We start from the raw sequence: 21744 nt of genomic DNA, 5'->3' as shown, positions 1-21744 counted from the left end.
CACAAACCAATTACTGAACACTGAACACTACTTCTTCGTTTTTTCTCTAAAAATCTGCTCTAAGTTTTTATTCTTCAAATTCAATTGTAAAATCTTCAAACCGTTATCGTGAGCAAAATCAAAAACAGTTGGTCTCATGTCATTTTCGGTTTCAAAAGTCAATTCCCAAATAAAATCATGAGAATTCTTTGTAGTTTTTATATTCGGAATTGTATTTAAAATAGTTTCGTCAACTACTTTATCAAATTCCACTTCAACGGTTTGCTCTTGTTGTTCTTTTACTAAAGTATTTAATTTTTTATCAGTAACAATTTTACCATTATTAATAATGATAACTCTATCGCAAATGGCTTCCACTTCTTGCATAATGTGAGTTGACAGAAAAACCGTTTTGTCTTTTCCAATGTTTTTAATCAATTCACGAATTTCCACCAATTGATTTGGATCTAAACCAGTTGTAGGTTCATCTAAAATTAAAACATCAGGATTATGCAATAAAGCAGTTGCTAAACCAACACGTTGTCTATAACCTTTTGATAATTGTCCGATTTTTTTATTCGCTTCTGGAGTTAAACCAGTCAATTGAATTACTTCTTCAATTCGAGATTTATCTACTTTATAAACATCAGCATTAAAACCCAAATATTCACGAACATACAAATCTAAATACAACGGATTATGTTCTGGCAAATAACCAACAGATTTTTGAACTTCTTTTTGTGAAGTCACAACATCATTTCCATTTACAGAAGCACTTCCTTCATCAGAAGTAATATAAGTAGTCAAAATTTTCATTAAAGTCGATTTTCCAGCACCATTTGGACCTAAAAAACCAACGATTTCTCCATTTTTAACTGAAAACGAAACATTATCTAATGCTTTTTGAGCACCATAATTTTTGGTTATATTTTTAACTTCTATTGACATGTTGTGATATTTATAGCAAATGTAATAATTTAATAGAATTAAATCTATCATTTTTAATAGATAGGTATTTTAAACGTTATAATCTCTTTTTTATGATTTCACGAAAACGTTTAAGTGGATTTTTTTATTAAATTAAGTTTTTTTATTGAAATTATTTTCTACATTAGCATCTGAATAAAATAACAAATGACAAGCAATACTTTTTATTATAACAATTTTTCTTATTTCTTCTGGAGAACAGAAAGGGATTGTTATATCGTATGCTAAATTTTTAATAAATTAAACTCACAATATATAATCCCGATGAAAATCGGGATTTTTTTTTGACAAGAAATAAAATCATTAAGATATTTAGGTTCATTAATAATATAATAACTTACTTTTTCTTAATCTCTAAATGGTTAAAAAAATAAAATGGAAAAAAGAATAGCAATACAAGGCATAAAAGGATCGTTTCACCATCAAGTAGCATTAGACTATTTTAATGAAATTCAGGCTATAGATGAATGCATGTCATTCGATAGTTTGGTGGAAAGTATTTTGAATGAAAATTCAAATTTTGCAGTAATGGCAATAGAAAATTCAATTGCAGGTTCAATAATTCCAAATTATGCCTTGCTTGATAAGAACAATTTGAAAATAATTGGAGAATATTATCTTTCGGTGCATCATAATTTCATGAGTTTAGAAGGTCAGAAAATAGAAGATATCACAGAAGTACATTCACATCCAATGGCAATTTTGCAGTGTAAGGAATTCTTTAAAAATTATCCACATATAAAACTAGTTGAAGATAAAGATACAGCCGAAACAGCAAAAAGAATTCACGATAATCAATTAAAAGGAATAGGAGCAATTGCAAGTAAAACAGCAGCTGAATTGTATGATTTAGAAATTTTAGCCGCAGAAATTCAAACCATAAATAACAATCAAACACGTTTTGTAATTATAGGAAAAAATCAATATATAAATACAAATGAAATCAATAAAGCCTCCTTGAAATTTGAATTGGAACACAAAAGAGGAAGTTTAGCAACAGTTTTGAACGTAATGAGTGATTGCAAATTGAATTTAACAAAGATTCAATCGTTACCGAAAATAGAAACTCCTTTTCATTATGTCTTTTTTGTAGACATTACATTTGATGATTATAAAGATTATGAAAAAGGAAAAAAGCTTTTAGAAATAATGACGACTCATTTTAAAGTTTTAGGTGAATACGAAAACAAGAATCAATAAAAATTGCAAAAATCAACTTAAAATATTTGTAAAAAGAAAATTTGCGAATTTGCGGTAAATCATATGATAACAACAGCCAACAGACTAAATACAGTACAAGAATACTACTTTTCCAAAAAGTTGAAAGAAGTCCGTCAACTAATTGCAGACGGAGAACCAATCATCAATATGGGAATTGGAAGTCCAGATTTGTTGCCTTCACCAAAGGTTATTGAAGCGATTCAAAAAGCGATGCACGATGAAAAAGCTCACGAATACCAAAGCTATCAAGGATTGCCTGCATTGAGAAAAGAAATGGCAAATTTTTATCAAAATCATTTTAATGTTGAACTAGATTTCAATTCAGAAATTTTACCATTAATGGGTTCGAAAGAAGGAATAATGCATATTTCCATGGCTTTTTTGAATGAAGGAGATGAAGTTTTAATTCCAAATCCAGGTTATCCAACGTATGCAGCTGTGGCAGAATTAGTTCAAGCAAAACCTCTTTATTATGATTTAACAGATGAAACCAATTGGCAACCAGATTTCAACAAATTAGAACAGCAAGATTTATCAAATGTAAAGATTATGTGGGTGAGTTATCCTCATATGCCAACTGGAGTGAACGGTTCTTTAGAATTATTTGAAAAACTAATTGCCTTTGGAAAAAAACATAAAATTCTAATTGTAAATGATAACCCTTATAGTTTTGTTTTGAACGAAAATCCATTATCAATTTTACAAGTTGAAGGAGCAAAAGATATTGCAATTGAATTAAATTCATTAAGTAAAACGTATAATTTATCGGGTTGGAGAGTTGGAATGGTTTTAGGAAACTCAAATTTTATAGATGCAATTCTTAAAGTAAAAAGCAACATGGATTCAGGAATGTTTTACGGCATCCAAAAAGGTGCAATTGAAGCTTTAAAATTAGACAAATTGTGGTTTGAAACTCAAAATGATGTTTACAAAAAGCGGAAAGATTTGGTAATTCAATTGGCAGAAAAATTAGGATGTGAAGTAAGTAAAAATTCAGTGGGATTATTCGTTTGGGCAAAATTACCAAGTGAAATAAAATCTTCTGAAGAATTTATTGATAAAATATTACTAGAAAAACATATTTTCATCACACCAGGAACCATTTTTGGTAGTAACGGAAACGGTTATATTCGCTTTTCATTATGTGTCATCGGAGAAAAAATTAAAGAAGCAATTGAGAGATTTTAACGAAATGTTGGAATTTGGAATTTTTAATATTGGAATTTTATGAATATATATATAATAGGAATAGGTTTAATTGGAGGTTCCATGGCTTTGGATTTGAAATTACATTATAAAGAAGCCACTTTTTTTGGCATAGATAGTAATGAAGATAATCTGGAGGAAGCTATAGAATTAGGAATTATTGACCAAAAAGCTGCTTATAAGGAATTAATTAACGCAGATTTAGTAATAGTTGCTGTGCCAGTTGATGTTGCTTTAGTAATTTTGCCTGAAATTTTGAATAATATTAATGAAGATACGCTCGTAATTGATGTAGGTTCAACAAAATTACCAATATGTGAAGCTTTAGCTAATCATGAAAAAAGACGCAATTTTTTAGCAACACATCCTATTGCAGGAACTGAATTTTCTGGACCAAAAGCAGCTATTAAAGACTTGTTTCAAGGAAAAACAAATATTATTTGTGAAGTAGAAAAAACAGCTTATTTACAACAGCAAATGAGTTTAATTTTGTTTCAAAAATTAGGAATGAGAATTCGATACATGGATCCAAAATCACATGATAAACATATTGCTTATGTATCACATTTATCGCATATAAGTTCGTTTATGCTAGGAAAAACAGTTATCGAAAAAGAAAAAAACGAACGAGATATTTTCGATATGGCTGGAAGTGGTTTTGAAAGTACTGTCCGTTTAGCAAAAAGTTCTCCAGCCATGTGGACACCAATTTTCAAACAGAATAAAGAAAATATCATTGAAACATTAAATGAATATATAGTAAACTTAACGCATTTCAAAGAATTACTTCAAAATGATAAGTATGATGAGGTTTTTAACGAAATGCAAAATACAAATAGAATTAAAGAAATATTAAAATAGTTAAAAGTTATGGAAAATAAGAAAGATATGAGAACATGGTTAGATGATTTTAAATTAGATCATCCATTAGTAATTGCCGGACCATGTAGTGCAGAAACAGAAGAACAAGTTTTAAAAATCGCACATGAATTAAAAGATTCTGATGTAAGTGTTTTTAGAGCTGGAATTTGGAAACCAAGAACGCGTCCAGGTGGATTTGAAGGTGTTGGTGAAATTGGACTAAAATGGTTGCAAAAAGCAAAAGCTGAAACCGGAATGTTAATGGCAACAGAAGTGGCAAATGCAACTCACGTAAAATTAGCTTTAGAACATGATATCGATGTTTTATGGATTGGAGCAAGAACAACAGTTAATCCATTCGCAGTTCAAGAAATTGCTGATGCTTTAGAAGGAACAGAAAAAATAGTCTTAGTCAAAAATCCAGTAAACCCAGATTTAGCTTTGTGGATTGGTGGAGTTGAACGCTTGTACAAAGCAAATATCAAAAAACTTGGTGTAATTCATAGAGGTTTTTCTACCTATGAAAAAACGAAATACAGAAATATTCCAGAATGGCAAATTCCAATTGATTTACAAAATCGTTTTCCAGATTTACCTCTAATTTGTGATCCATCGCACATTACAGGAAAAAGAGATATGATTCAAGAAGTATCACAACAAGCTTTAGATATGAATTTTGATGGTTTGATTATCGAAACACATATTGATCCAGATAACGCTTGGAGTGATGCAGCTCAGCAAGTAACACCAACAACATTAAAGCAGATTTTTGAAGGTTTAAAAGTCAGAAAAGAAACAGCTGATGGAAGCGAATATTTGAGTAAAATGAATGGTTTACGTTCTCAAATTGACGAACTTGATGCTAAAATACTAGAAGTTTTAGGAAGCAGAATGAAAGTAGCTGATAAAATTGGTGTCTTGAAAAAAGAGAATAATGTAGCCATTCTTCAAAACAAACGTTGGAATGAAATTCTAGGAAAAATGATTTTAGAAGGAGAAGAAAAAGGATTGAGTAATGATTTTGTAATGCATTTGTTTAAAGCTATTCACCAAGAAAGTATAAATCATCAAGAAAAGATAGTTAATCAATTGTAAAATGTTAATGGTGAATTGTAAATTAGAAATTAGTACTTTTGTCATTCACAATTCACCATTAATAATTCACCATTCATTTTGACAGGAATCGTTTATAAATCTACAGGAAGTTGGTACACCGTAAAAACTAAAGAAAATAAGTTTTTTGAATGTCGTATCAAAGGAAAATTCCGAATGCAAGGAATTAAAAGCACCAATCCAATTGCCGTTGGAGATGTAGTAGATTTTGATGTGGATAACGTTGATGAAGCAAATATTGGAACGATTAATAATATTTATGAGCGTAAAAATTACATTGTTAGAAAATCAGTTAATTTATCGCATCAAATGCATATTATTGCAGCAAATATTGATATCGTTATCTTATTGGTAACGATTAATAATCCACCAACAACAACAAGTTTTATAGATCGATTTTTAGTAACTGCAGAGGCTTATGGAATAGAAGTTGTTATTGTTTTTAATAAAATCGATACGTTTGACGAACCTACTTTAGATGAACAATTATACATGCAATACATTTATACTAATATAGGTTATAAATGTTTACGTGTTTCTGCTCAAGACGGAACAGGAGTGGAAGAACTAAAAGCATTAATGAAAGATAGAGTTTCAATGTTTTCAGGACATTCAGGTGTTGGAAAATCAACTTTGGTAAATACTTTAGAACCTTCATTAAATTTAAAAACCAATCAAATTTCGGCATCCTATTCACAAGGAAAGCACACTACTACTTTTGCAGAAATGTTTGATTTAGCTTTTGGAGCTCAAATAATAGACACACCAGGAATTCGTGGATTTGGAATTGTAGATATGGAAAAACAAGAGATTGGAGATTATTATCCCGAATTTTTTGCTTTAAAAGACCAATGTAAATTCAATAATTGTTTGCATAAAGACGAACCAAAATGTGCTGTTAAAGACGCTTTAGACAAAGATGAAATTGCTTGGTCAAGATACAAATCCTACTTGCAATTGTTAGAAGGAGACGAGGACAATTATAGAAATGACATTTACGGAGAAGATAGAGCAGAAAGTGATAAAACAAGAAAAAGCGAGTAACTCAACTTCTGTCATTCTGAACTTGATTCAGAATCTAAAATCAATAATCTAAATGAAATCAGTAATTCAAAGAGTAAAAGAAGCTTCAGTTACAATAGAAGGAAATGTTGTAGCTCAAATTAATCAAGGCCTACTAATTCTAATTGGAATTGAAGATTCTGATAATCAAGAAGACATCAATTGGTTAACTTCAAAGATTGCTAATCTACGAATATTTGCCGATGAAAATGAGGTTATGAATTTATCCGTAAAAGATATAAACGGAGAAATTATTGTGGTTAGTCAATTTACACTTCATGCTGCCACAAAAAAAGGAAATCGTCCTTCTTATATAAAAGCTGCTAAACCCGAAATTGCAATTCCATTATACGAAGCTTTTGTAAAACAAATGGAAACAGAATTAGGTAAAAAAGTACAAACAGGTCAATTTGGAGCCGATATGAAAGTAGCTTTAGTAAATGATGGACCAGTTACTATAATTATTGACACAAAAAATAAAGAATAAGTTTTTTCAAAAAGTTTTTATTTATAAGTTTTTATTTATATTTGAAAACAACAAAATTCAGATGAAAATAAATACAATACTTCTTTTCTTTTTACTTTCCTTTTTTAATAAAACTTATTCTCAGAATGAAAGCTATGTTGCTATTTATCCAGATAGTTTAAAAGAAAATGCAAACGCCATAATCAAAGAAAATTTAATTAATATAACTATTCCTTCTTTTGACAAAATGAATGTTAAAACTAGAAGAGTAATTACTATATTTAATGAGTATGGCTTGAAACATATGAATGCCCAAGAGCATTTTGATAAATCAACTACAATAAACAATATTGAAGCAAAAATTTACAATCAATTAGGAGTAGAAATAAAAAAAATTAAAAAGAAAGATTTTAAAGAAAGTGCTTTAAGTCAAGGTTCAATAATTACTGATAATAGAGTTTTATATTTAGAATATGTACCTATTCAATACCCTTTTACTTTGATTTTTGAAAGTGAAACAACAACCTCTAACACGGCATTTATTCCTTCTTGGAGTCCGATTGAGGCTTATTTTTTAAGCACTGTCAAGTCTGAAATAATAATAGATTTTGCCGAAGGAGTAAAATTTAAGTACAAAGAGTATAATTTTGACAAAAGAATTAATAAAAAAGAGGAAAAAAATCACCTAGAATTCTCTGCAAATAATATAGTTTCATTAAAAGGAGAACAGTTATCACCATCCATAAGAAAATTTGTGCCTTACGTTATGTTTGGATTAGATGAGTTTTATTTAGAAGGAGTTAAGGGTTATGCAAATGATTGGAATACTTTTGGAAAATGGATGTACGACAACTTATTAAGTGATACAGAAGAAATTCCAGTTGAAACTAAACAAAAAATAAAAGATTTAATTGGAGAAGAAAAGAATCATATTGAAATAGCAAAAATTATTTATAAGTACGTTCAAGATAAAACACGCTATGTTAGTATTCAACTTGGAATAGGTGGTTGGCGTCCAATGTTAGCCAAAGATGTAGATAGATTAGGATATGGAGATTGTAAAGCATTAACGAATTACACAAGATCTTTATTAAAAACATTCAATATTCCATCATATTATGCTGTTGTGTACGGAGATAATGATAAACGAAGTATAGAAGAAGATTTTGTTTCCATGCAAGGAAATCATGTGATTTTAGGAATTCCTAAAGAAAACGAAATCATTTGGTTAGAATGCACAAGTCAAATACAGCCATTTGGATTTCAAGGAAATTTTACTGATGATAGAAATGTACTCGTTGTTTCTAAAGATAAATCAGAGATTGTTAGCACTAAGGATTATAATGAAAAATCAAATAAACAAATTACAAAAGCTAAAGTAGAGTTTTCAAAAGACAGATCAATTCAATGTGAGGCAGAAATTTTTTCCCACGGAATTATTTATGATGAAAAATTCATGAATGAAAACAAAAGCCAGACAGAAATTGTTAAATACTATAAAGAAAACCTAAACCACATTAATAACATTAGTTTAACGAAAAACGTAATCAGGAATGATAAAAAAAACATAGAACTTAAAGAAGAATTAAGTTTCAATGCTTCCGATTATGTAATGAATTCTGGAGATAGGTTTATTTTACCCATTAATGTAATCAATCCAATTTCATTTGTGCCTAAAAGACACAAAGACAGAAAAAATCCATTTGAGGTTTCTAGAGGATATTATTACGAAGATGAAATTGAAATAAGCATTCCAAAAGAATATGTCATTGAATCTATTCCAGATAAAATTGAAATGAATTCAGATTTTGGGGAATATTTTTCAACTGTAACAAAAGTTAACGATAATAGGGTTTTATATAAAAGAACTATTTTAATCAAAAAAGGCTTCTTCAAACCAGAGATGTTTGAAGATTACAGAGCTTTTAGAGAGCAAATCGCAAGAAATGAAAATTCAAAATTAGTAATAATCAATAATCAATAATCATGAAAAAAGGGGTTTTAATTTTATTTGTCTTCAGTGTACAATTTATTTTTTCTCAAAAAAGAGAACTTGGTAATGTTACAGTAGAAGAACTAAGCCAAAAAAGTCACCCAAATGACCCTTCTGCAGAAGCTGCAATTCTGTTTAATAAAGCATTAACAAATGTAGAATACAATCAAGGAGCTGGTGGGTTTGAAATTGTTACTGAAGTTGAAACAAAGATTAAGATATATAATAAAGAAGGTTTAGATTGGGCAAATAAATCGATTACATATTATATTGCAGGTGATACTAAAGAAAAAGTTGAATTCTCTAAATGCGTTACTTATAATTTAGAGAATGGTTCAATAGATAAAACTAAGTTATCAAGAGAAGGTGAGTTTACAAATCAAGAAAATAAGTATTGGGAAACAAAAAAAATTGTTATGCCTAATGTTAAAGAAGGTTCAATAATAGAATATAGATATATAATTAGATCACCTTTCATAACTACTTTTCCAGAATGGAAATTTGAAAGTTTCATTCCGGTTGATTATTCGGAATTAAAAGCAAGAATTCCAGAATACTTCACTTATAATGTATATAGAAAAGGAAATGGTGAAATAAAAGAAACTAAAAACATAGCTAATAAAAGCATTTCCTTTATTGGCAAAGATAGAGTCTCAGCTGCTGGAAGACAGCTTGAGGGTAATGGAGCAAATTCTGGTTTTGTAAGAGGTTCGGTTCAGTATAGCGAAGAAGAAACAACTTTCACAATGGAAAATGTTCCAGCAATAAAAGATGAATCGTATGTTCATAATATTGACAATTATATTACTACTGTTCAGCATGAATTGTCTGCTACAAAAATGCCTGATTCTCAAATGAGATTTTATTCATTAACTTGGGAAGATGTGGTTAAAACCATTTATGATTCCGAAAGTTTTGGTGGAGAACTAAATAAGACAAATTATTTTGATGAAGATTTAAAAAATATTATTGCTAACAATTCAACTTCAGATCAAAAATTAGTAGCTATCTTGCAGTTTGTAAAGCAAAACATCAAATGGGATGGATTTAATAGTTTATATACAGACAAAGGAGTTAGGAGAGCCTATAAAGAAAAAACGGGTAATGTCGCTGAAATAAACTTAATCTTAACAGCCATGTTAAGAGAAGCAGGCTTTGATGCAAATCCAGTTTTACTTAGTACAAGACAAAATGGAATACCTCAGTACCCTTCGAGAACTTCTTTTAATTATGTTATTGCTTCAGTTCAAATAGATGGAAATATATTTCTTTTAGATGCAACTAATAAGTATTCTTCAATCAATATTTTACCATTAAAAACTTTAAATTGGATAGGAAGATTAGTTAGGAAAGACGGAACATCATTGTCCTTAAACTTAGCAAGTCAACAAGTTTCTAATGATGCAATTAACTTAATGTGTTCAATTAATTCAGATGGAAAGGTAGAAGGTAAATTAAGAGAACAATATTTTGATTATAATGCATTTGTTTATAGAGACAATAACGCAAGTTTGTCAAGTGATTCTTATGTAGAAAAACTAGAACAAAAATATAAAGGAATTGAAGTAAGTGATTTTTCAGTTAAAAATGAAAATGATTTATTTAAACCTATTGTAGAGAGTTATTCTTTTGAATCTTCAAATTTAGTTGAAATTATCGGAGACAGAATGTATTTGTCACCAATGTTGTTTTTTCAAATAAAGATTAATCCTTTTAAGTCTGAAACTAGAGGATATCCAATTGATTTTAATTACCCGATGAAAGATTCATATAATTTAGTAATAAAAATACCAGAAGGTTATGAAGTAGAAACATTACCTAAGGTGTTAAATATGTCAACGGAAAACGGAACAATAGCTTATAAGTTTAACATTTCAAATTCATTAGACACGGTTCAAATTGTTTCTTCAATGGAAATTAATACTTCAATTATTCCTTCAACAGATTATGTGTCAATAAAAAATTTTTTCAAAGAGATTGTAAATAATCAAGCTGAAAAAATAGTATTAAAAAAAATATAATGAACCTAAAAAAATCTCAATTAGAAGTAGATAACTGGATAAAAGAACACGGAGTTCGTTATTTCAACGAATTAACAAATATGGCTCAACTAACTGAAGAAGTAGGTGAAGTAGCCAGAATAATTGCACGTCGTTACGGAGAACAATCCGAAAAAGAAAGTGATAAAAACAAAGACCTTGGTGAAGAATTAGCTGACGTAGTTTTTGTTGTTCTATGTTTGGCCAATCAAACCGGAATTGACCTTCAAGCTGCTTTTGACAAAAAGTTAGATTTGAAAACCAATCGCGATCACAACAGACATCAAAACAACGAAAAACTTAAATAAATTGAACTGGATTTTATTAATAATAGCCGGATTATTTGAAGTAGGTTTTGCAACTTGCTTAGGAAAAGCAAAAGAAACAACTGGAAATATTTCTTATTATTGGTATGGAGGTTTTTTAATTTGCTTAACCATAAGTATGGTTTTATTAGTAAGAGCAACCAAAGAATTACCAATCGGAACAGCTTATGCCGTTTGGACAGGAATTGGAGCAGTTGGGAGTGTTTTAGTTGGAATATTTATTTTTAAAGAACCAGCAACTTTTTGGCGTGTATTTTTTTTAACCACATTAATTCTATCTTTAGTAGGATTAAAATTTGTTTCTAATTAAATGAATATACTACTTCAACAATCAAGTATAAATAAAACTCAATCTTCAATTAATGTTACGGGTTCAAAGTCAGAAACCAATCGTTTATTATTGTTGCAAGCTTTATATCCAAATATTGAATTAAAAAACATTTCTCAATCAGATGATTCAAACGTGATGGAAGAAGCATTGCGAAATTCACAACTCACAACTCACAACTCACAATTAATTGATGTTCATCACGCAGGAACAGCTATGCGTTTTCTAACCGCTTTTTTTGCCATTCAAGAAAATAGAGAAATCGTTCTTACAGGTTCTTCAAGAATGAAAGAACGTCCAATAAAAATATTAGTTGAAGCTTTAAAAGAATTGGGAGCTGAAATCACATATGTAGAAAATGAAGGTTTTCCACCAATAAGAATCAAAGGTCAAAAAATCACAAAAAACAAAGTGTTCTTAAAAGCAGATGTTAGCAGTCAATACATTTCAGCATTATTACTAATAGCACCAAAATTAGAAAACGGTTTACAATTAACTTTGGAAGGAGAAATCACATCCATTCCCTACATAAAAATGACATTAGCATTATTAAACGAAATTGGAGTAGAAACTTCATTTGAAAATAATGTCATCAAAGTAAACCCACAATTCACAATTCACAATTCACAATTCGTAATTGAAAGTGATTGGAGTTCAGCTTCTTATTTTTATTCTATAGTTGCTTTATCAGAAATTGGAACAGAAATTAAATTATCAAGCTACAAACAAAACAGCTTACAAGGTGATTCAGCTTTAGCAGAAATCTACAAAGATTTTGGAGTAGAAACTATTTTCCAGGAAAATTCAATTTTATTACGCAAATCAAATAATTGTCAATTATCAATTATCAATTGTCAATTAAACAACTCACCAGACATTGCTCAGACCATTGCAGTAACTTGTTTTGGATTAGGAATTGGTTGCCATTTAACAGGTTTACACACTTTAAAAATCAAAGAAACCGATAGATTAGAAGCACTAAAAACTGAATTATCAAAATTAGGAGCAATTATTTCAGTTACAAACGATTCGTTAATAATCGAGCAATCGAAAAATCAAATAATCGAATCAAGTATAAATACATATCAAGACCATAGAATGGCAATGGCATTTGCTCCATTAGCATTAAAAACTTCAATAATTATAAATGAGGCAGAGGTTGTTTCAAAATCATTTCCTACTTTTTGGCAAGATTTAAAAGACTTAGGGTTCAAAATTTCTGATATCTAAAATTTTGCATAATGCAGTTTTTATAGATTTTTCAAAAATAAACATCATTTTACTTGACAACGCCTATTTCACAATCGTATATTTGCATCCGTTTACAAGTAAAAGCAAAACGCTTTAAACGTATAACCTATAATATATAACTTTCTCCTATGAAATTATCACATTTCAACTTTAACTTACCATTAGAACTTTTGGCTGAATATCCAGCTGAAAATAGAGACGAATCGCGTTTAATGGTCATCAATAGAAAAGAAAAAACAATTGAACACAAAATGTTCAAAGACCTAATCGATTATTTTGATGATGGTGATGTAATGGTGTTGAATAATACTAAAGTTTTTCCAGCACGATTATATGGTAACAAAGAAAAAACAGGAGCTCGTATCGAAGTTTTCTTATTGAGAGAATTAAATGCAGAGCAACGTCTTTGGGATGTTTTAGTAGATCCAGCCCGTAAAATTCGTATTGGAAATAAATTATATTTTGGTGATGATGATTCATTAGTTGCTGAGGTAATTGATAACACAACATCGCGTGGAAGAACTTTAAGATTCTTATATGATGGTTCGTATGAAGAATTCAGAAGTAAATTAACAGAACTTGGAGAAACTCCAATTCCAAAATATATCAACAGAGAAGTTACTCCAGAAGATGCGGATCGTTACCAAACAATTTATGCAAAAAATGAAGGAGCTGTAGCAGCACCAACTGCTGGTTTACACTTTTCTAAACATTTATTAAAAAGATTAGAAATCAAAGGTGTGGATTTTGCAGAAGTTACATTACATGTTGGTTTAGGAACATTCAACCCAGTGGAAGTAGAAGATTTGTCGAAACACAAAATGGATTCTGAAGAAATTATAGTAAATCAAGAAGCTTGTGATATTGTAAATAATGCTAAAGCAAACAAAAAAAGAATTTGTTGTATAGGTACAACTTCAATGCGAGCAATTGAAAGTACAGTTTCTTCACAACAAACCTTAAACCCATACACAGGTTGGACAAATAAATTCATTTACCCACCTTATGACTTCGGAATTGCAAATTGCATGATTACAAATTTTCACACACCAAAATCAACTTTGTTAATGATGGTTTCAGCATTCTGTGGACACGATCTAATGAAAGAAGCTTATAAAATTGCTATTGAAGAGAAATATAAATTCTACTCTTATGGAGATGCTATGTTGATTATCTAATCAATTATAGTGGTTCAAATATTAAGTCTCATCAGCAATGGTGAGATTTTTTATTTTAGGAGCAAATGTGTTGGGCATTTTAGTTGGCCATTTTCCTGCTGCAAGAACTCGCTTCCTTGAAAAGGAGAGCTCAAACAATTCTTGCATCAGGGCTAGTTAGCCATTGTCTTTTGTAAAATCAAACTTTTAAACAGCTATATTTTTACACCTCTAAACTTTTCGCTATTTTTACACTCCAAACAAACAATTAAAATGGATTTTCAAAATACAAGAGAATTTGCACAACAATTAGATGCACAAGACGAATTAAGTCACTATAGAAACGAATTTATTTTTCCAAAAGTAAACGGAAAACAAGTAATTTATTTTACAGGAAACTCTCTAGGTTTACAACCAAAAAGAACAAAAGCTTATGTAGATGAAGTAATGAATGATTGGGCTAATCTTGCTGTAGAAGGACATTTTTATGCAGATAAACCTTGGTGGGATTATCAAGAACGTTTTTGCCAACCATTATCTGAAATAGTGGGAGCAAAACCTTCAGAAGTTAGTGTAATGAATACTTTAACTGTTAATCTTCACTTGTTGATGGTTTCGTTTTACAAGCCAACTCCAAAAAAGTATAAAATCATTTGTGAGGAAAAAGCGTTTCCATCTGATCAATATATGTTTCAAAGTCAAGTGCATTTTCATGGTTTAAATCCAGAAGATACTATCGTTGAAATCAAAAGAAGAGAAGGAGAACACAACATTCGTTTAGAAGATATCTTAGCTAAAATTGATGAAGTAGGTGATGAGTTAGCTTTGGTTTTAATAGGAGGAGTTAATTATTATACGGGTCAAGTTTTTGACATCAAAACAATAACAGAAGCAGGTCATAAATATGGAGCTTATGTAGGTTGGGATTTAGCACATGCAGCAGGAAATATCGAATTAAAATTGAATGAATGGAAAGTTGATTTTGCCGCTTGGTGTAGTTACAAATACATGAATTCTGGACCAGGAAATGCTTCAGGATATTTTGTGCACGAAGCCCATCACAATGATTTAGATTTACCAAGATTTGCAGGTTGGTGGGGACATAACAAAGAAAGACGTTTTCTAATGGAACCTAACTTTGATCCAGCTAGAAATGCAGAAGGTTGGCAAATTAGTAATTTACCTATTTTATCTTTGGCACCATATTTAGCATCTGTTCATATGTTTGCCGAAGTTGGAATGCAAAAATTAATCAAAAAACGCAATTTAATAACTGCTTATTTAGAATATATTCTTCATGAAATTGATAAAGAAGTGGATAGTACTTTTGAAATCATTACACCTGCAAACCAAGAAGAAAGAGCTTGTCAATTATCTGTTTTTCTTCATGGAGAAGGTAGAAGTTTATTTGATTACTTAATGAAAAATGGCGTAATTACAGATTGGAGAGAACCAAATGTTATTCGTTTAGCTCCAGTTCCATTATATACTTCTTTTGAAGATATGTATGAATTTGGACAAGTATTAAAAACAGGAATTCAATCTTTACATTAAAATAAATTTAACGACTTTGAGTCTTCAATGTAAAATAATATATTAATATAATGACTAAAGAAGAAATAATAAAATCATTTGATCCAAGCCAACCAGGTTTAGCAGATGCAACCGTTTTTGGATTGCCTTTTTCAGCAGAACAATCAGAAATCATTGTAATTCCAGTGCCTTGGGAAGTAACGGTCAGTTATGGAGCAGGAGCCAGTGAAGGTCCAGAAGCTATTTTAGATGCATCATTTCAAATAGATTTATTACATCAAGAATTTCCTGAATTATGGAAATTGGGAATATATTTAGATGAAGCACCAAAAGATTTAGCTTTCAATTCAAAAAAGTATAAAGATTTAGCACAACCCATTATCAAAGCTCTCGAAGAAGGAGAAACTATTGCAGAAAATCCTAATCTAAATCAAGATTTAGAAAAAATCAATTATGCTTGTGCCGATATGGTTGAAGCTGTGGAAAAGCAAACTTTACATTGGTTAAATAAAGGGAAAAAAGTAGCTTTATTAGGTGGTGATCATTCAACTCCTTTAGGATATTATAAAGCATTAGCATCAAAACATGAAAATTTTGGAATTTTGCATTTAGATGCTCACATGGATTTGCGAATTGCTTATGAAGGATTTACTTATTCTCATGCATCTATAATGTATAACGCTTTGCAAATTCCTCAAATTTCAAAAATTGTTCAAGTCGGAATTCGTGATTTTTGCGAACAAGAAGTTGATGTAGTTAAAAATGAGCAAGGAAGAGTTTTAGTGCACACAGATACTGACATAAAAAAACAACTTTTTGAAGGGAACACTTGGCAACATTTATGCGATCATTTGATTTATTCGTTGCCACAAAAAGTATGTATTTCTTTTGATATTGATGGAATGAGTCGTTTATATGCACCCAATACAGGAACACCGGTTCCAGGTGGAATGTCTTATGAACAAGCAACTTATTTGTTAAGTCGTTTAGCAGAATCAAACAAAGAAATTATAGGATTTGATTTAGTGGAAGTAGCACCAGGTGATGATGATTGGGATGGAAATGTTGGAGCAAGAATGTTATTTCATATGTGTGGTGTGTTTGCAAAATCACAAAAAATGAATGTAGGAGAAAAAATTACATTTCAAAAATAAATAATTATGGAAAATTTCAAAAGGGTACAGGAAGATTGGAAAGAATTTGAAATTGAAGTAAAAGGAAAAGTTAGATACGCAGTTTCAAATCACGGAAGGTTAAAAAGTTTTACAACAGATATCAATCAAGGTAGAATTATAAAAGGTTCTAGAGTTGAGGGTTTTGCTTACTTACGATTGAAACGTCAAAAAGACAACAAAATTGTAAATTACCATTATGGATTGCATAAAGTAATTGCAGAATTATTTATACCAAAAGATGCAGAAAATCAAGAGTATGTGTTGCATTTGGATTATGATAAATTAAATAATCATATTAGTAATTTAAAGTGGGCAACTTATGAAGAGATGAGAGCTCATGCAACTAAGAGTCCAGCAGTAAAAGCTGCTTTCAAAAGATTGCAAGCTTACAATATAAAAAGGGATGGAGCAAAATTATCTTCTACAGACGTAATACGATTGAAAAAACGAATTTTAGACCCAAATAGAAAAACCAGACTGCGATTAATTGCCAAAGAATTCGGAATTTCTGAAATGCAATTATACAGAATTAAAACCGGAGAAAATTGGGGGCATATTAAGGTAGAAATACCAAATAAATAAAGTTATACAATGCAAACACCAAAAAGAATAGCAGTTGTTGGAGCAGGTTTAGTAGGTTCATTATTAGCGATATATCTAAAAAGAGCAGGGCATACTGTTCATGTATATGATAGAAGTCCCGATATTAGAAACATTCAATTTTCTGGAAGGAGTATAAATCTTGCTATGTCAAACCGTGGTTGGAGAGCTTTAGAAAATATCGGAATTGCTGAAGATATTCAGAAAATCGGTATTCCAATGGACAAAAGAGCAATTCACAACATGGATCAATCACTCAATTATCAAAAATATGGTAAAGATGGTGAGGCTATTTACTCTCTTTCGCGTGGTGTTTTAAATCGAAAAATGATTGATTTAGCTGAAGAGAATGGTGTTGAGTTTTTCTTTGAACATAAAGTTTGGGACGTTTCTTTGTCGGAAGCTATTCTTCATATTGGTGAAGACGAAAGAGGTGAGTGGACGGAACATAAATACGACATGGTTTTTGGTTCTGATGGTGCTTTTTCAAGAGTTCGACATAGAATGCAACGTCAAAGCATGTTCAATTATTCACAAGAATTTCTTGAAATTGGTTATAAAGAATTAAATATTCCAGCAAATGAAGATGGAACACATAAATTAGACAAAAACTCTTTACACATTTGGCCAAGAGGAAATTTCATGTTGATTGCTTTGCCAAATTTAGACGGAAGTTTCACTTGTACATTGTTTATGCCTTTTGAAGGAGAAAATTCATTTGCACAATTAGAAGATGAGAAAACATTAGTTGATTTCTTTGCAAAATATTTCCCTTCAACTAAGGAAGTTATTCCTGATTTAGTAAAAGATTTCTTTAAGAATCCAAAGAGTTATTTGGTAACTATGAAATGTTTTCCTTGGACACATAATGATAAAGTGGCTTTAATTGGTGATGCTTGTCACGCAATTGTGCCTTTTTATGGTCACGGAATGAATGCAGGATTTGAAGATATTACTATTCTAAATGAATTAATGGAAAAATACGGTGATGATTGGCAAACAATTTTTACTGAATATGAAGACTCGCGCAAACCAAATGCTGATGCCATTGCCGAATTGTCTTATAGAAATTTTATGGAAATGAGTACAAAAACGGCAGATCCAAATTTCTTATTACAAAAGAAAATTGAAAAGTGGTTTTCAGAAAAACATCCAGACAAATGGATTCCTTTGTATAGTCGTGTTACCTTTAGCCATCAACCTTATGCTGAAGCTCTAGCGGTTGGTGATAAACAAAACGAAATTATGCAAGAAATTTTGGCGATGGAAAGTATAGAACAAATTTGGGAAACGGAGCCAGTAGAACAACGGATTTTAGCACTTTTAAACGAGTAATAATTGATTTTAAAATTGAATTCTTTATTTTTGAATTATAATATATTCAATATGAGTTTTAAAGAATTTTTATTTTACTTTTTTATTACATTTTCTGTTTTTGTAAATGCGCAAACTACAGCAATCCCAGATGCAAATTTTGAACAAAAATTAATAGATTTATCAATTGATACTAATGGTTTAAACGGAAATATTTTAAACTCAGATGCACAAGCAGTCACAACGTTGACAATAAGCGGAAGCACAGTAACAAATTTTACAGGATTAGAAGCATTTGTAAATGTTGTAAATTTAGATTTAGGTGATAATCAGTTTACAACTGTTCCTTTAACCACATTAACGGCACTTGAAACTTTTAAATTTGGGAAAAATGATTTACTAGCTTCTCTAAATTTTTCTCAAAATATTCAGTTAAAAAGTATTGATATTCAATCAGATATTTTTTCAAGTGTAATTACTCCTTCAATTACAACTTTAGATTTATCTACAAACATCAATTTGGAATATTTAAGAATTAGAATATTTAATAATTTAAGCAATTTAATATTACCAGTTACAACTTCATTAACTGAAATTCTAATTTATAATATTGCTGACCCTACATTAGATTTTTCATTAACAAGTGCTCTTGAAGATTTAACAGTTTCGGGTAGTTATGTTTCTGTTACAATTACACTGCCTAATGTATATACTAATCTAAGAACACTTTCTATACAGAGCATTGATATTCCTACTATTGATGTTTCCGATTATATAAATTTAGAAAGAATAACATTCTCAAATACAGATGTTGAGGATGTTGTTTTACCTAATTCAACAACTCTTACAAGAATAGATATATCACATCATAATTTACAAAATCTTGAAAGTTTTGCATCATTACCAAATTTAGAACGATTAACAATAAATTATAATGACAACACTCCTCTAAGCATAGATGTAACTCAAAATTTAGTACTAAAATATATAGATTTGTCATATAATGATATGACAAGTTTAGACTTAACCCAAAATGTTATATTAGAAGATATTGATTTATCAAATAATGCGTTTACTAATATTGACTTAACACTAAATGTATTAGCAGAAGATATTGATGTTTCATATAATCTTTTACCAGTATTAAATGTTACTCAAAATGTTGTTTTAGAAAGATTAAGTGCTCGTTATAATTTATTACCTACTATTGATTTAACTCAAAATGTTGAATTAAGATATTTGTATTTAAATAACAACTTATTACCTACATTAAACATAACTTTAAATGTTGATCTTATAATTGTTGATATTAGTAATAATTTGTTTACAACAACTGGGCTAGACCTCACACAAAATATAGAGTTGTCTTATTTAAAAGCCTCTTACAATCAAATAGAATCACTAAATATTTTACAAACAGTAAGTTTAAGTTCGTTAATAATTGATCATAATTTATTTACAGGCACATCGATTTTAGATCAGTTCTTCACGGTACGTCAAAATGATTATGATATAAGAGGAGGAACTTTAGATGTAAGTTTTAATTTTCTTTCAGGAAATATTCCAGATTACGCATCATTATTTCATTTAGGAGCAGGAGGTCAATATGATTGGACACGTTATTTCGAATTTTTATTTCATAACAATAATTTTGAATTCGGTCATTTTGAAAATCAACATGCGGCTTATGTTTTGGCAACAACAACAATAAGTCCACCACCGTTTAACTCTGTTGTCATGCGAAAATATTGGTATGCACCTCAAGCCAAGGTTAATACTATAGATACTATAAATGCAAATGCAGGAGATAATATTACTTTAACGACAATTGTTAGTGGTGCGCAAAATCATTACGTTTGGTTTAAAGATGGAGTTCAAATTCCAGGAGCTCCAGATTCACCAAATTATGTAATAAACAATGTTAATTCATGTGATATTGGAGTCTATCATAGCGAAATTAGAAGTGATTTGGTACCTTTTGAAAACGCAAATGCTCCAGGAACACAAGGAAAAAACTTATTGCTAATCAGAAATGATATTACATTAAATGTAAACTACACTGCTTCTTGTGTTACTTTAAATTCACCTGCCAATGGAGCAACAAATGTTCCAATAAATGGAGGTATATCTTGGAATGGAAATCCTGGTGCATGTGGTTATTTCATAAGTATCGGAACAACACCTGGAGGAACTAATCTTGCAAATAATATTAATGTTGGTGATGTTACTACCTATAATTTAGGAACAAATTTTCCAGCCAACACACTTATTTATGTAACAATAACTCCTTATTTTCAAACAGGTCCAGCTTTGGTTTGTCCTTCAGAAAGCTTTACAACTAGTGCTTCAACTGTTTTGCCAGATTGTACAACTTTATCGTTCCCAACATTATCGGCAACAGATGTTCCAGTAGATTCAAATATTTCTTGGAACCCATCTTTAAACGCAACGGGTTATATTATTTCTGTAGGAACCACATCTGGAGGAACCGATATTGCTAATTTGGTTGATGTTGGAAATGTAACCACATATGATCCAACAAATGATTTTGCAGAAGGAGTTCAAATTTATGTTACCATAATTCCATATAACAGTTTAGGTAATGCAACAGGTTGTACAGAAGAAAGTTTTACAACTTATTCAAATATTCCATTACCACTTTGTACAACATTAACTTCACCTTTAAATAATTCAACAAATGTTTCTGTTTCAAGTAATTTTTCTTGGAATATTGCAACAGATGCAACGGGTTATTTCATTTCATACGGAACAAACACGGCAGGAAATAATATTGCGAATATGATTGATGTTGGAAATGTTTTAACTTACAATCCAACAAATGATTTCCCTGATGAAACTACTATTAATGTTTCAATAATTCCTTATAATTCAGCAGGAAATGCAGTTGGTTGTTCAATAGAAAGTTTTGAAACTGAAGTTATAATTCCAGTTTGTACTAATTTGACTTCACCATTGAATAATGTTACTGATGTTTCCATTTCAAGCAACATTTCTTGGAATGCGATTTCAAATGCAACGGGTTATTTCATTTCATACGGAACAAACACGGCAGGAAATAATATTGCGAATATGATTGATGTTGGAAATGTTTTAACTTACAATCCAACAAATG

Annotated in this window: 17 protein-coding genes and 1 pseudogene; 17 read left to right on the top strand and 1 reads right to left on the bottom strand. The window is 30.1% G+C overall.

Going from position 1 to position 21744, the window contains the following annotated elements; genetic code table 11:
* Positions 1 to 27 precede the first annotated feature (27 nt).
* The gene (gene gldA, locus AABJ49_RS05545) at positions 28 to 927 is read right to left on the bottom strand and encodes a gliding motility-associated ABC transporter ATP-binding subunit GldA (protein WP_338376791.1); all 900 of its coding nucleotides are present in this window, start codon (positions 925 to 927) and stop codon (positions 28 to 30) included.
* Positions 928 to 1341: 414 nt separating this feature from the next.
* On the opposite strand from gldA, the gene AABJ49_RS05540 reads away from it, so the two are divergent.
* The 17 genes and pseudogenes from AABJ49_RS05540 to AABJ49_RS05460 form a co-directional block, all read left to right on the top strand.
* Positions 1342 to 2166, top strand: coding sequence for a prephenate dehydratase (locus AABJ49_RS05540; RefSeq protein WP_338376789.1), 825 nt, complete (start codon positions 1342 to 1344; stop codon positions 2164 to 2166).
* Between the two features lie 63 nt (positions 2167 to 2229).
* Complete coding sequence (locus AABJ49_RS05535; RefSeq protein ID WP_338376787.1) at positions 2230 to 3375, top strand: aminotransferase class I/II-fold pyridoxal phosphate-dependent enzyme; 1146 nt, start codon at positions 2230 to 2232, stop codon at positions 3373 to 3375.
* Positions 3376 to 3414: 39 nt separating this feature from the next.
* Positions 3415 to 4254 carry a prephenate dehydrogenase gene (locus tag AABJ49_RS05530; RefSeq protein ID WP_338376785.1) on the top strand — a complete coding sequence of 280 codons (840 nt, stop codon included), beginning with the start codon at positions 3415 to 3417 and terminating at the stop codon, positions 4252 to 4254.
* A 9-nt stretch (positions 4255 to 4263) separates the two neighbouring features.
* Complete coding sequence (locus tag AABJ49_RS05525; RefSeq protein WP_338376783.1) at positions 4264 to 5349, top strand: bifunctional 3-deoxy-7-phosphoheptulonate synthase/chorismate mutase type II; 1086 nt, start codon at positions 4264 to 4266, stop codon at positions 5347 to 5349.
* Between the two features lie 78 nt (positions 5350 to 5427).
* Entirely contained in the window at positions 5428 to 6411 is a 984-nt protein-coding gene (rsgA, locus tag AABJ49_RS05520; protein WP_338376782.1) for a ribosome small subunit-dependent GTPase A, read from the top strand.
* 52 nt (positions 6412 to 6463) lie between these two features.
* On the top strand, positions 6464 to 6916 hold the full coding sequence (dtd, locus tag AABJ49_RS05515; protein ID WP_338376780.1) for a D-aminoacyl-tRNA deacylase: 453 nt from the start codon (positions 6464 to 6466) through the stop codon (positions 6914 to 6916).
* 61 nt (positions 6917 to 6977) lie between these two features.
* The gene (locus tag AABJ49_RS05510) at positions 6978 to 8879 is read left to right on the top strand and encodes a DUF3857 domain-containing protein (RefSeq protein ID WP_338376778.1); all 1902 of its coding nucleotides are present in this window, start codon (positions 6978 to 6980) and stop codon (positions 8877 to 8879) included.
* A gap of 2 nt (positions 8880 to 8881) precedes the next feature.
* On the top strand, positions 8882 to 10909 hold the full coding sequence (locus tag AABJ49_RS05505) for a DUF3857 domain-containing protein (protein ID WP_338376776.1): 2028 nt from the start codon (positions 8882 to 8884) through the stop codon (positions 10907 to 10909).
* A complete protein-coding gene (locus AABJ49_RS05500) occupies positions 10909 to 11235 on the top strand; it encodes a nucleotide pyrophosphohydrolase (protein ID WP_338376774.1) in 327 nt (108 codons plus the stop codon). The genes AABJ49_RS05505 and AABJ49_RS05500 overlap by 1 nt, the downstream gene beginning before the upstream one ends.
* Position 11236: 1 nt before the next feature.
* On the top strand, positions 11237 to 11563 hold the full coding sequence (locus tag AABJ49_RS05495; RefSeq protein WP_338376772.1) for a multidrug efflux SMR transporter: 327 nt from the start codon (positions 11237 to 11239) through the stop codon (positions 11561 to 11563).
* The gene (aroA, locus tag AABJ49_RS05490; protein ID WP_338376770.1) at positions 11564 to 12811 is read left to right on the top strand and encodes a 3-phosphoshikimate 1-carboxyvinyltransferase; all 1248 of its coding nucleotides are present in this window, start codon (positions 11564 to 11566) and stop codon (positions 12809 to 12811) included. It begins immediately after the preceding gene.
* A gap of 149 nt (positions 12812 to 12960) precedes the next feature.
* A complete protein-coding gene (gene queA, locus AABJ49_RS05485) occupies positions 12961 to 14010 on the top strand; it encodes a tRNA preQ1(34) S-adenosylmethionine ribosyltransferase-isomerase QueA (protein ID WP_338376768.1) in 1050 nt (349 codons plus the stop codon).
* A gap of 252 nt (positions 14011 to 14262) precedes the next feature.
* Positions 14263 to 15543 carry a kynureninase gene (gene kynU / locus AABJ49_RS05480; RefSeq protein WP_338376766.1) on the top strand — a complete coding sequence of 427 codons (1281 nt, stop codon included), beginning with the start codon at positions 14263 to 14265 and terminating at the stop codon, positions 15541 to 15543.
* A 50-nt stretch (positions 15544 to 15593) separates the two neighbouring features.
* Positions 15594 to 16676, top strand: coding sequence for an agmatinase family protein (locus AABJ49_RS05475; protein ID WP_338376764.1), 1083 nt, complete (start codon positions 15594 to 15596; stop codon positions 16674 to 16676).
* 6 nt (positions 16677 to 16682) lie between these two features.
* On the top strand, positions 16683 to 17279 hold the full coding sequence (locus AABJ49_RS05470; protein ID WP_338376762.1) for an HNH endonuclease: 597 nt from the start codon (positions 16683 to 16685) through the stop codon (positions 17277 to 17279).
* Between the two features lie 9 nt (positions 17280 to 17288).
* Positions 17289 to 18632 carry an NAD(P)/FAD-dependent oxidoreductase gene (locus AABJ49_RS05465; protein WP_338376760.1) on the top strand — a complete coding sequence of 448 codons (1344 nt, stop codon included), beginning with the start codon at positions 17289 to 17291 and terminating at the stop codon, positions 18630 to 18632.
* Positions 18633 to 18683: 51 nt separating this feature from the next.
* A pseudogene (locus AABJ49_RS05460) lies at positions 18684 to 21744 on the top strand (hypothetical protein); the annotation flags it as partial.

It is taken from the genome of uncultured Flavobacterium sp. (genome assembly GCF_963922255.1).
Lineage (GTDB): Bacteria > Bacteroidota > Bacteroidia > Flavobacteriales > Flavobacteriaceae > Flavobacterium.
Note: the sequence above shows the minus strand (reverse complement) of the source record. Positions and strands in the feature narration are given on the sequence as shown.

What these genes read in the sequence shown, in the direction of transcription:
- gldA (WP_338376791.1), bottom strand. Translation starts at nt 927, where the DNA reads ATGTCAATAGAAGTTAAAAATATAACCAAAAATTATGGTGCTCAAAAA.
- AABJ49_RS05540 (WP_338376789.1), top strand. Translation starts at nt 1,342, where the DNA reads ATGGAAAAAAGAATAGCAATACAAGGCATAAAAGGATCGTTTCACCAT.
- AABJ49_RS05535 (WP_338376787.1), top strand. Translation starts at nt 2,230, where the DNA reads ATGATAACAACAGCCAACAGACTAAATACAGTACAAGAATACTACTTT.
- AABJ49_RS05530 (WP_338376785.1), top strand. Translation starts at nt 3,415, where the DNA reads ATGAATATATATATAATAGGAATAGGTTTAATTGGAGGTTCCATGGCT.
- AABJ49_RS05525 (WP_338376783.1), top strand. Translation starts at nt 4,264, where the DNA reads ATGGAAAATAAGAAAGATATGAGAACATGGTTAGATGATTTTAAATTA.
- dtd (WP_338376780.1), top strand. Translation starts at nt 6,464, where the DNA reads ATGAAATCAGTAATTCAAAGAGTAAAAGAAGCTTCAGTTACAATAGAA.
- AABJ49_RS05510 (WP_338376778.1), top strand. Translation starts at nt 6,978, where the DNA reads ATGAAAATAAATACAATACTTCTTTTCTTTTTACTTTCCTTTTTTAAT.
- AABJ49_RS05505 (WP_338376776.1), top strand. Translation starts at nt 8,882, where the DNA reads ATGAAAAAAGGGGTTTTAATTTTATTTGTCTTCAGTGTACAATTTATT.
- AABJ49_RS05500 (WP_338376774.1), top strand. Translation starts at nt 10,909, where the DNA reads ATGAACCTAAAAAAATCTCAATTAGAAGTAGATAACTGGATAAAAGAA.
- aroA (WP_338376770.1), top strand. Translation starts at nt 11,564, where the DNA reads ATGAATATACTACTTCAACAATCAAGTATAAATAAAACTCAATCTTCA.
- queA (WP_338376768.1), top strand. Translation starts at nt 12,961, where the DNA reads ATGAAATTATCACATTTCAACTTTAACTTACCATTAGAACTTTTGGCT.
- kynU (WP_338376766.1), top strand. Translation starts at nt 14,263, where the DNA reads ATGGATTTTCAAAATACAAGAGAATTTGCACAACAATTAGATGCACAA.
- AABJ49_RS05475 (WP_338376764.1), top strand. Translation starts at nt 15,594, where the DNA reads ATGACTAAAGAAGAAATAATAAAATCATTTGATCCAAGCCAACCAGGT.
- AABJ49_RS05470 (WP_338376762.1), top strand. Translation starts at nt 16,683, where the DNA reads ATGGAAAATTTCAAAAGGGTACAGGAAGATTGGAAAGAATTTGAAATT.
- AABJ49_RS05465 (WP_338376760.1), top strand. Translation starts at nt 17,289, where the DNA reads ATGCAAACACCAAAAAGAATAGCAGTTGTTGGAGCAGGTTTAGTAGGT.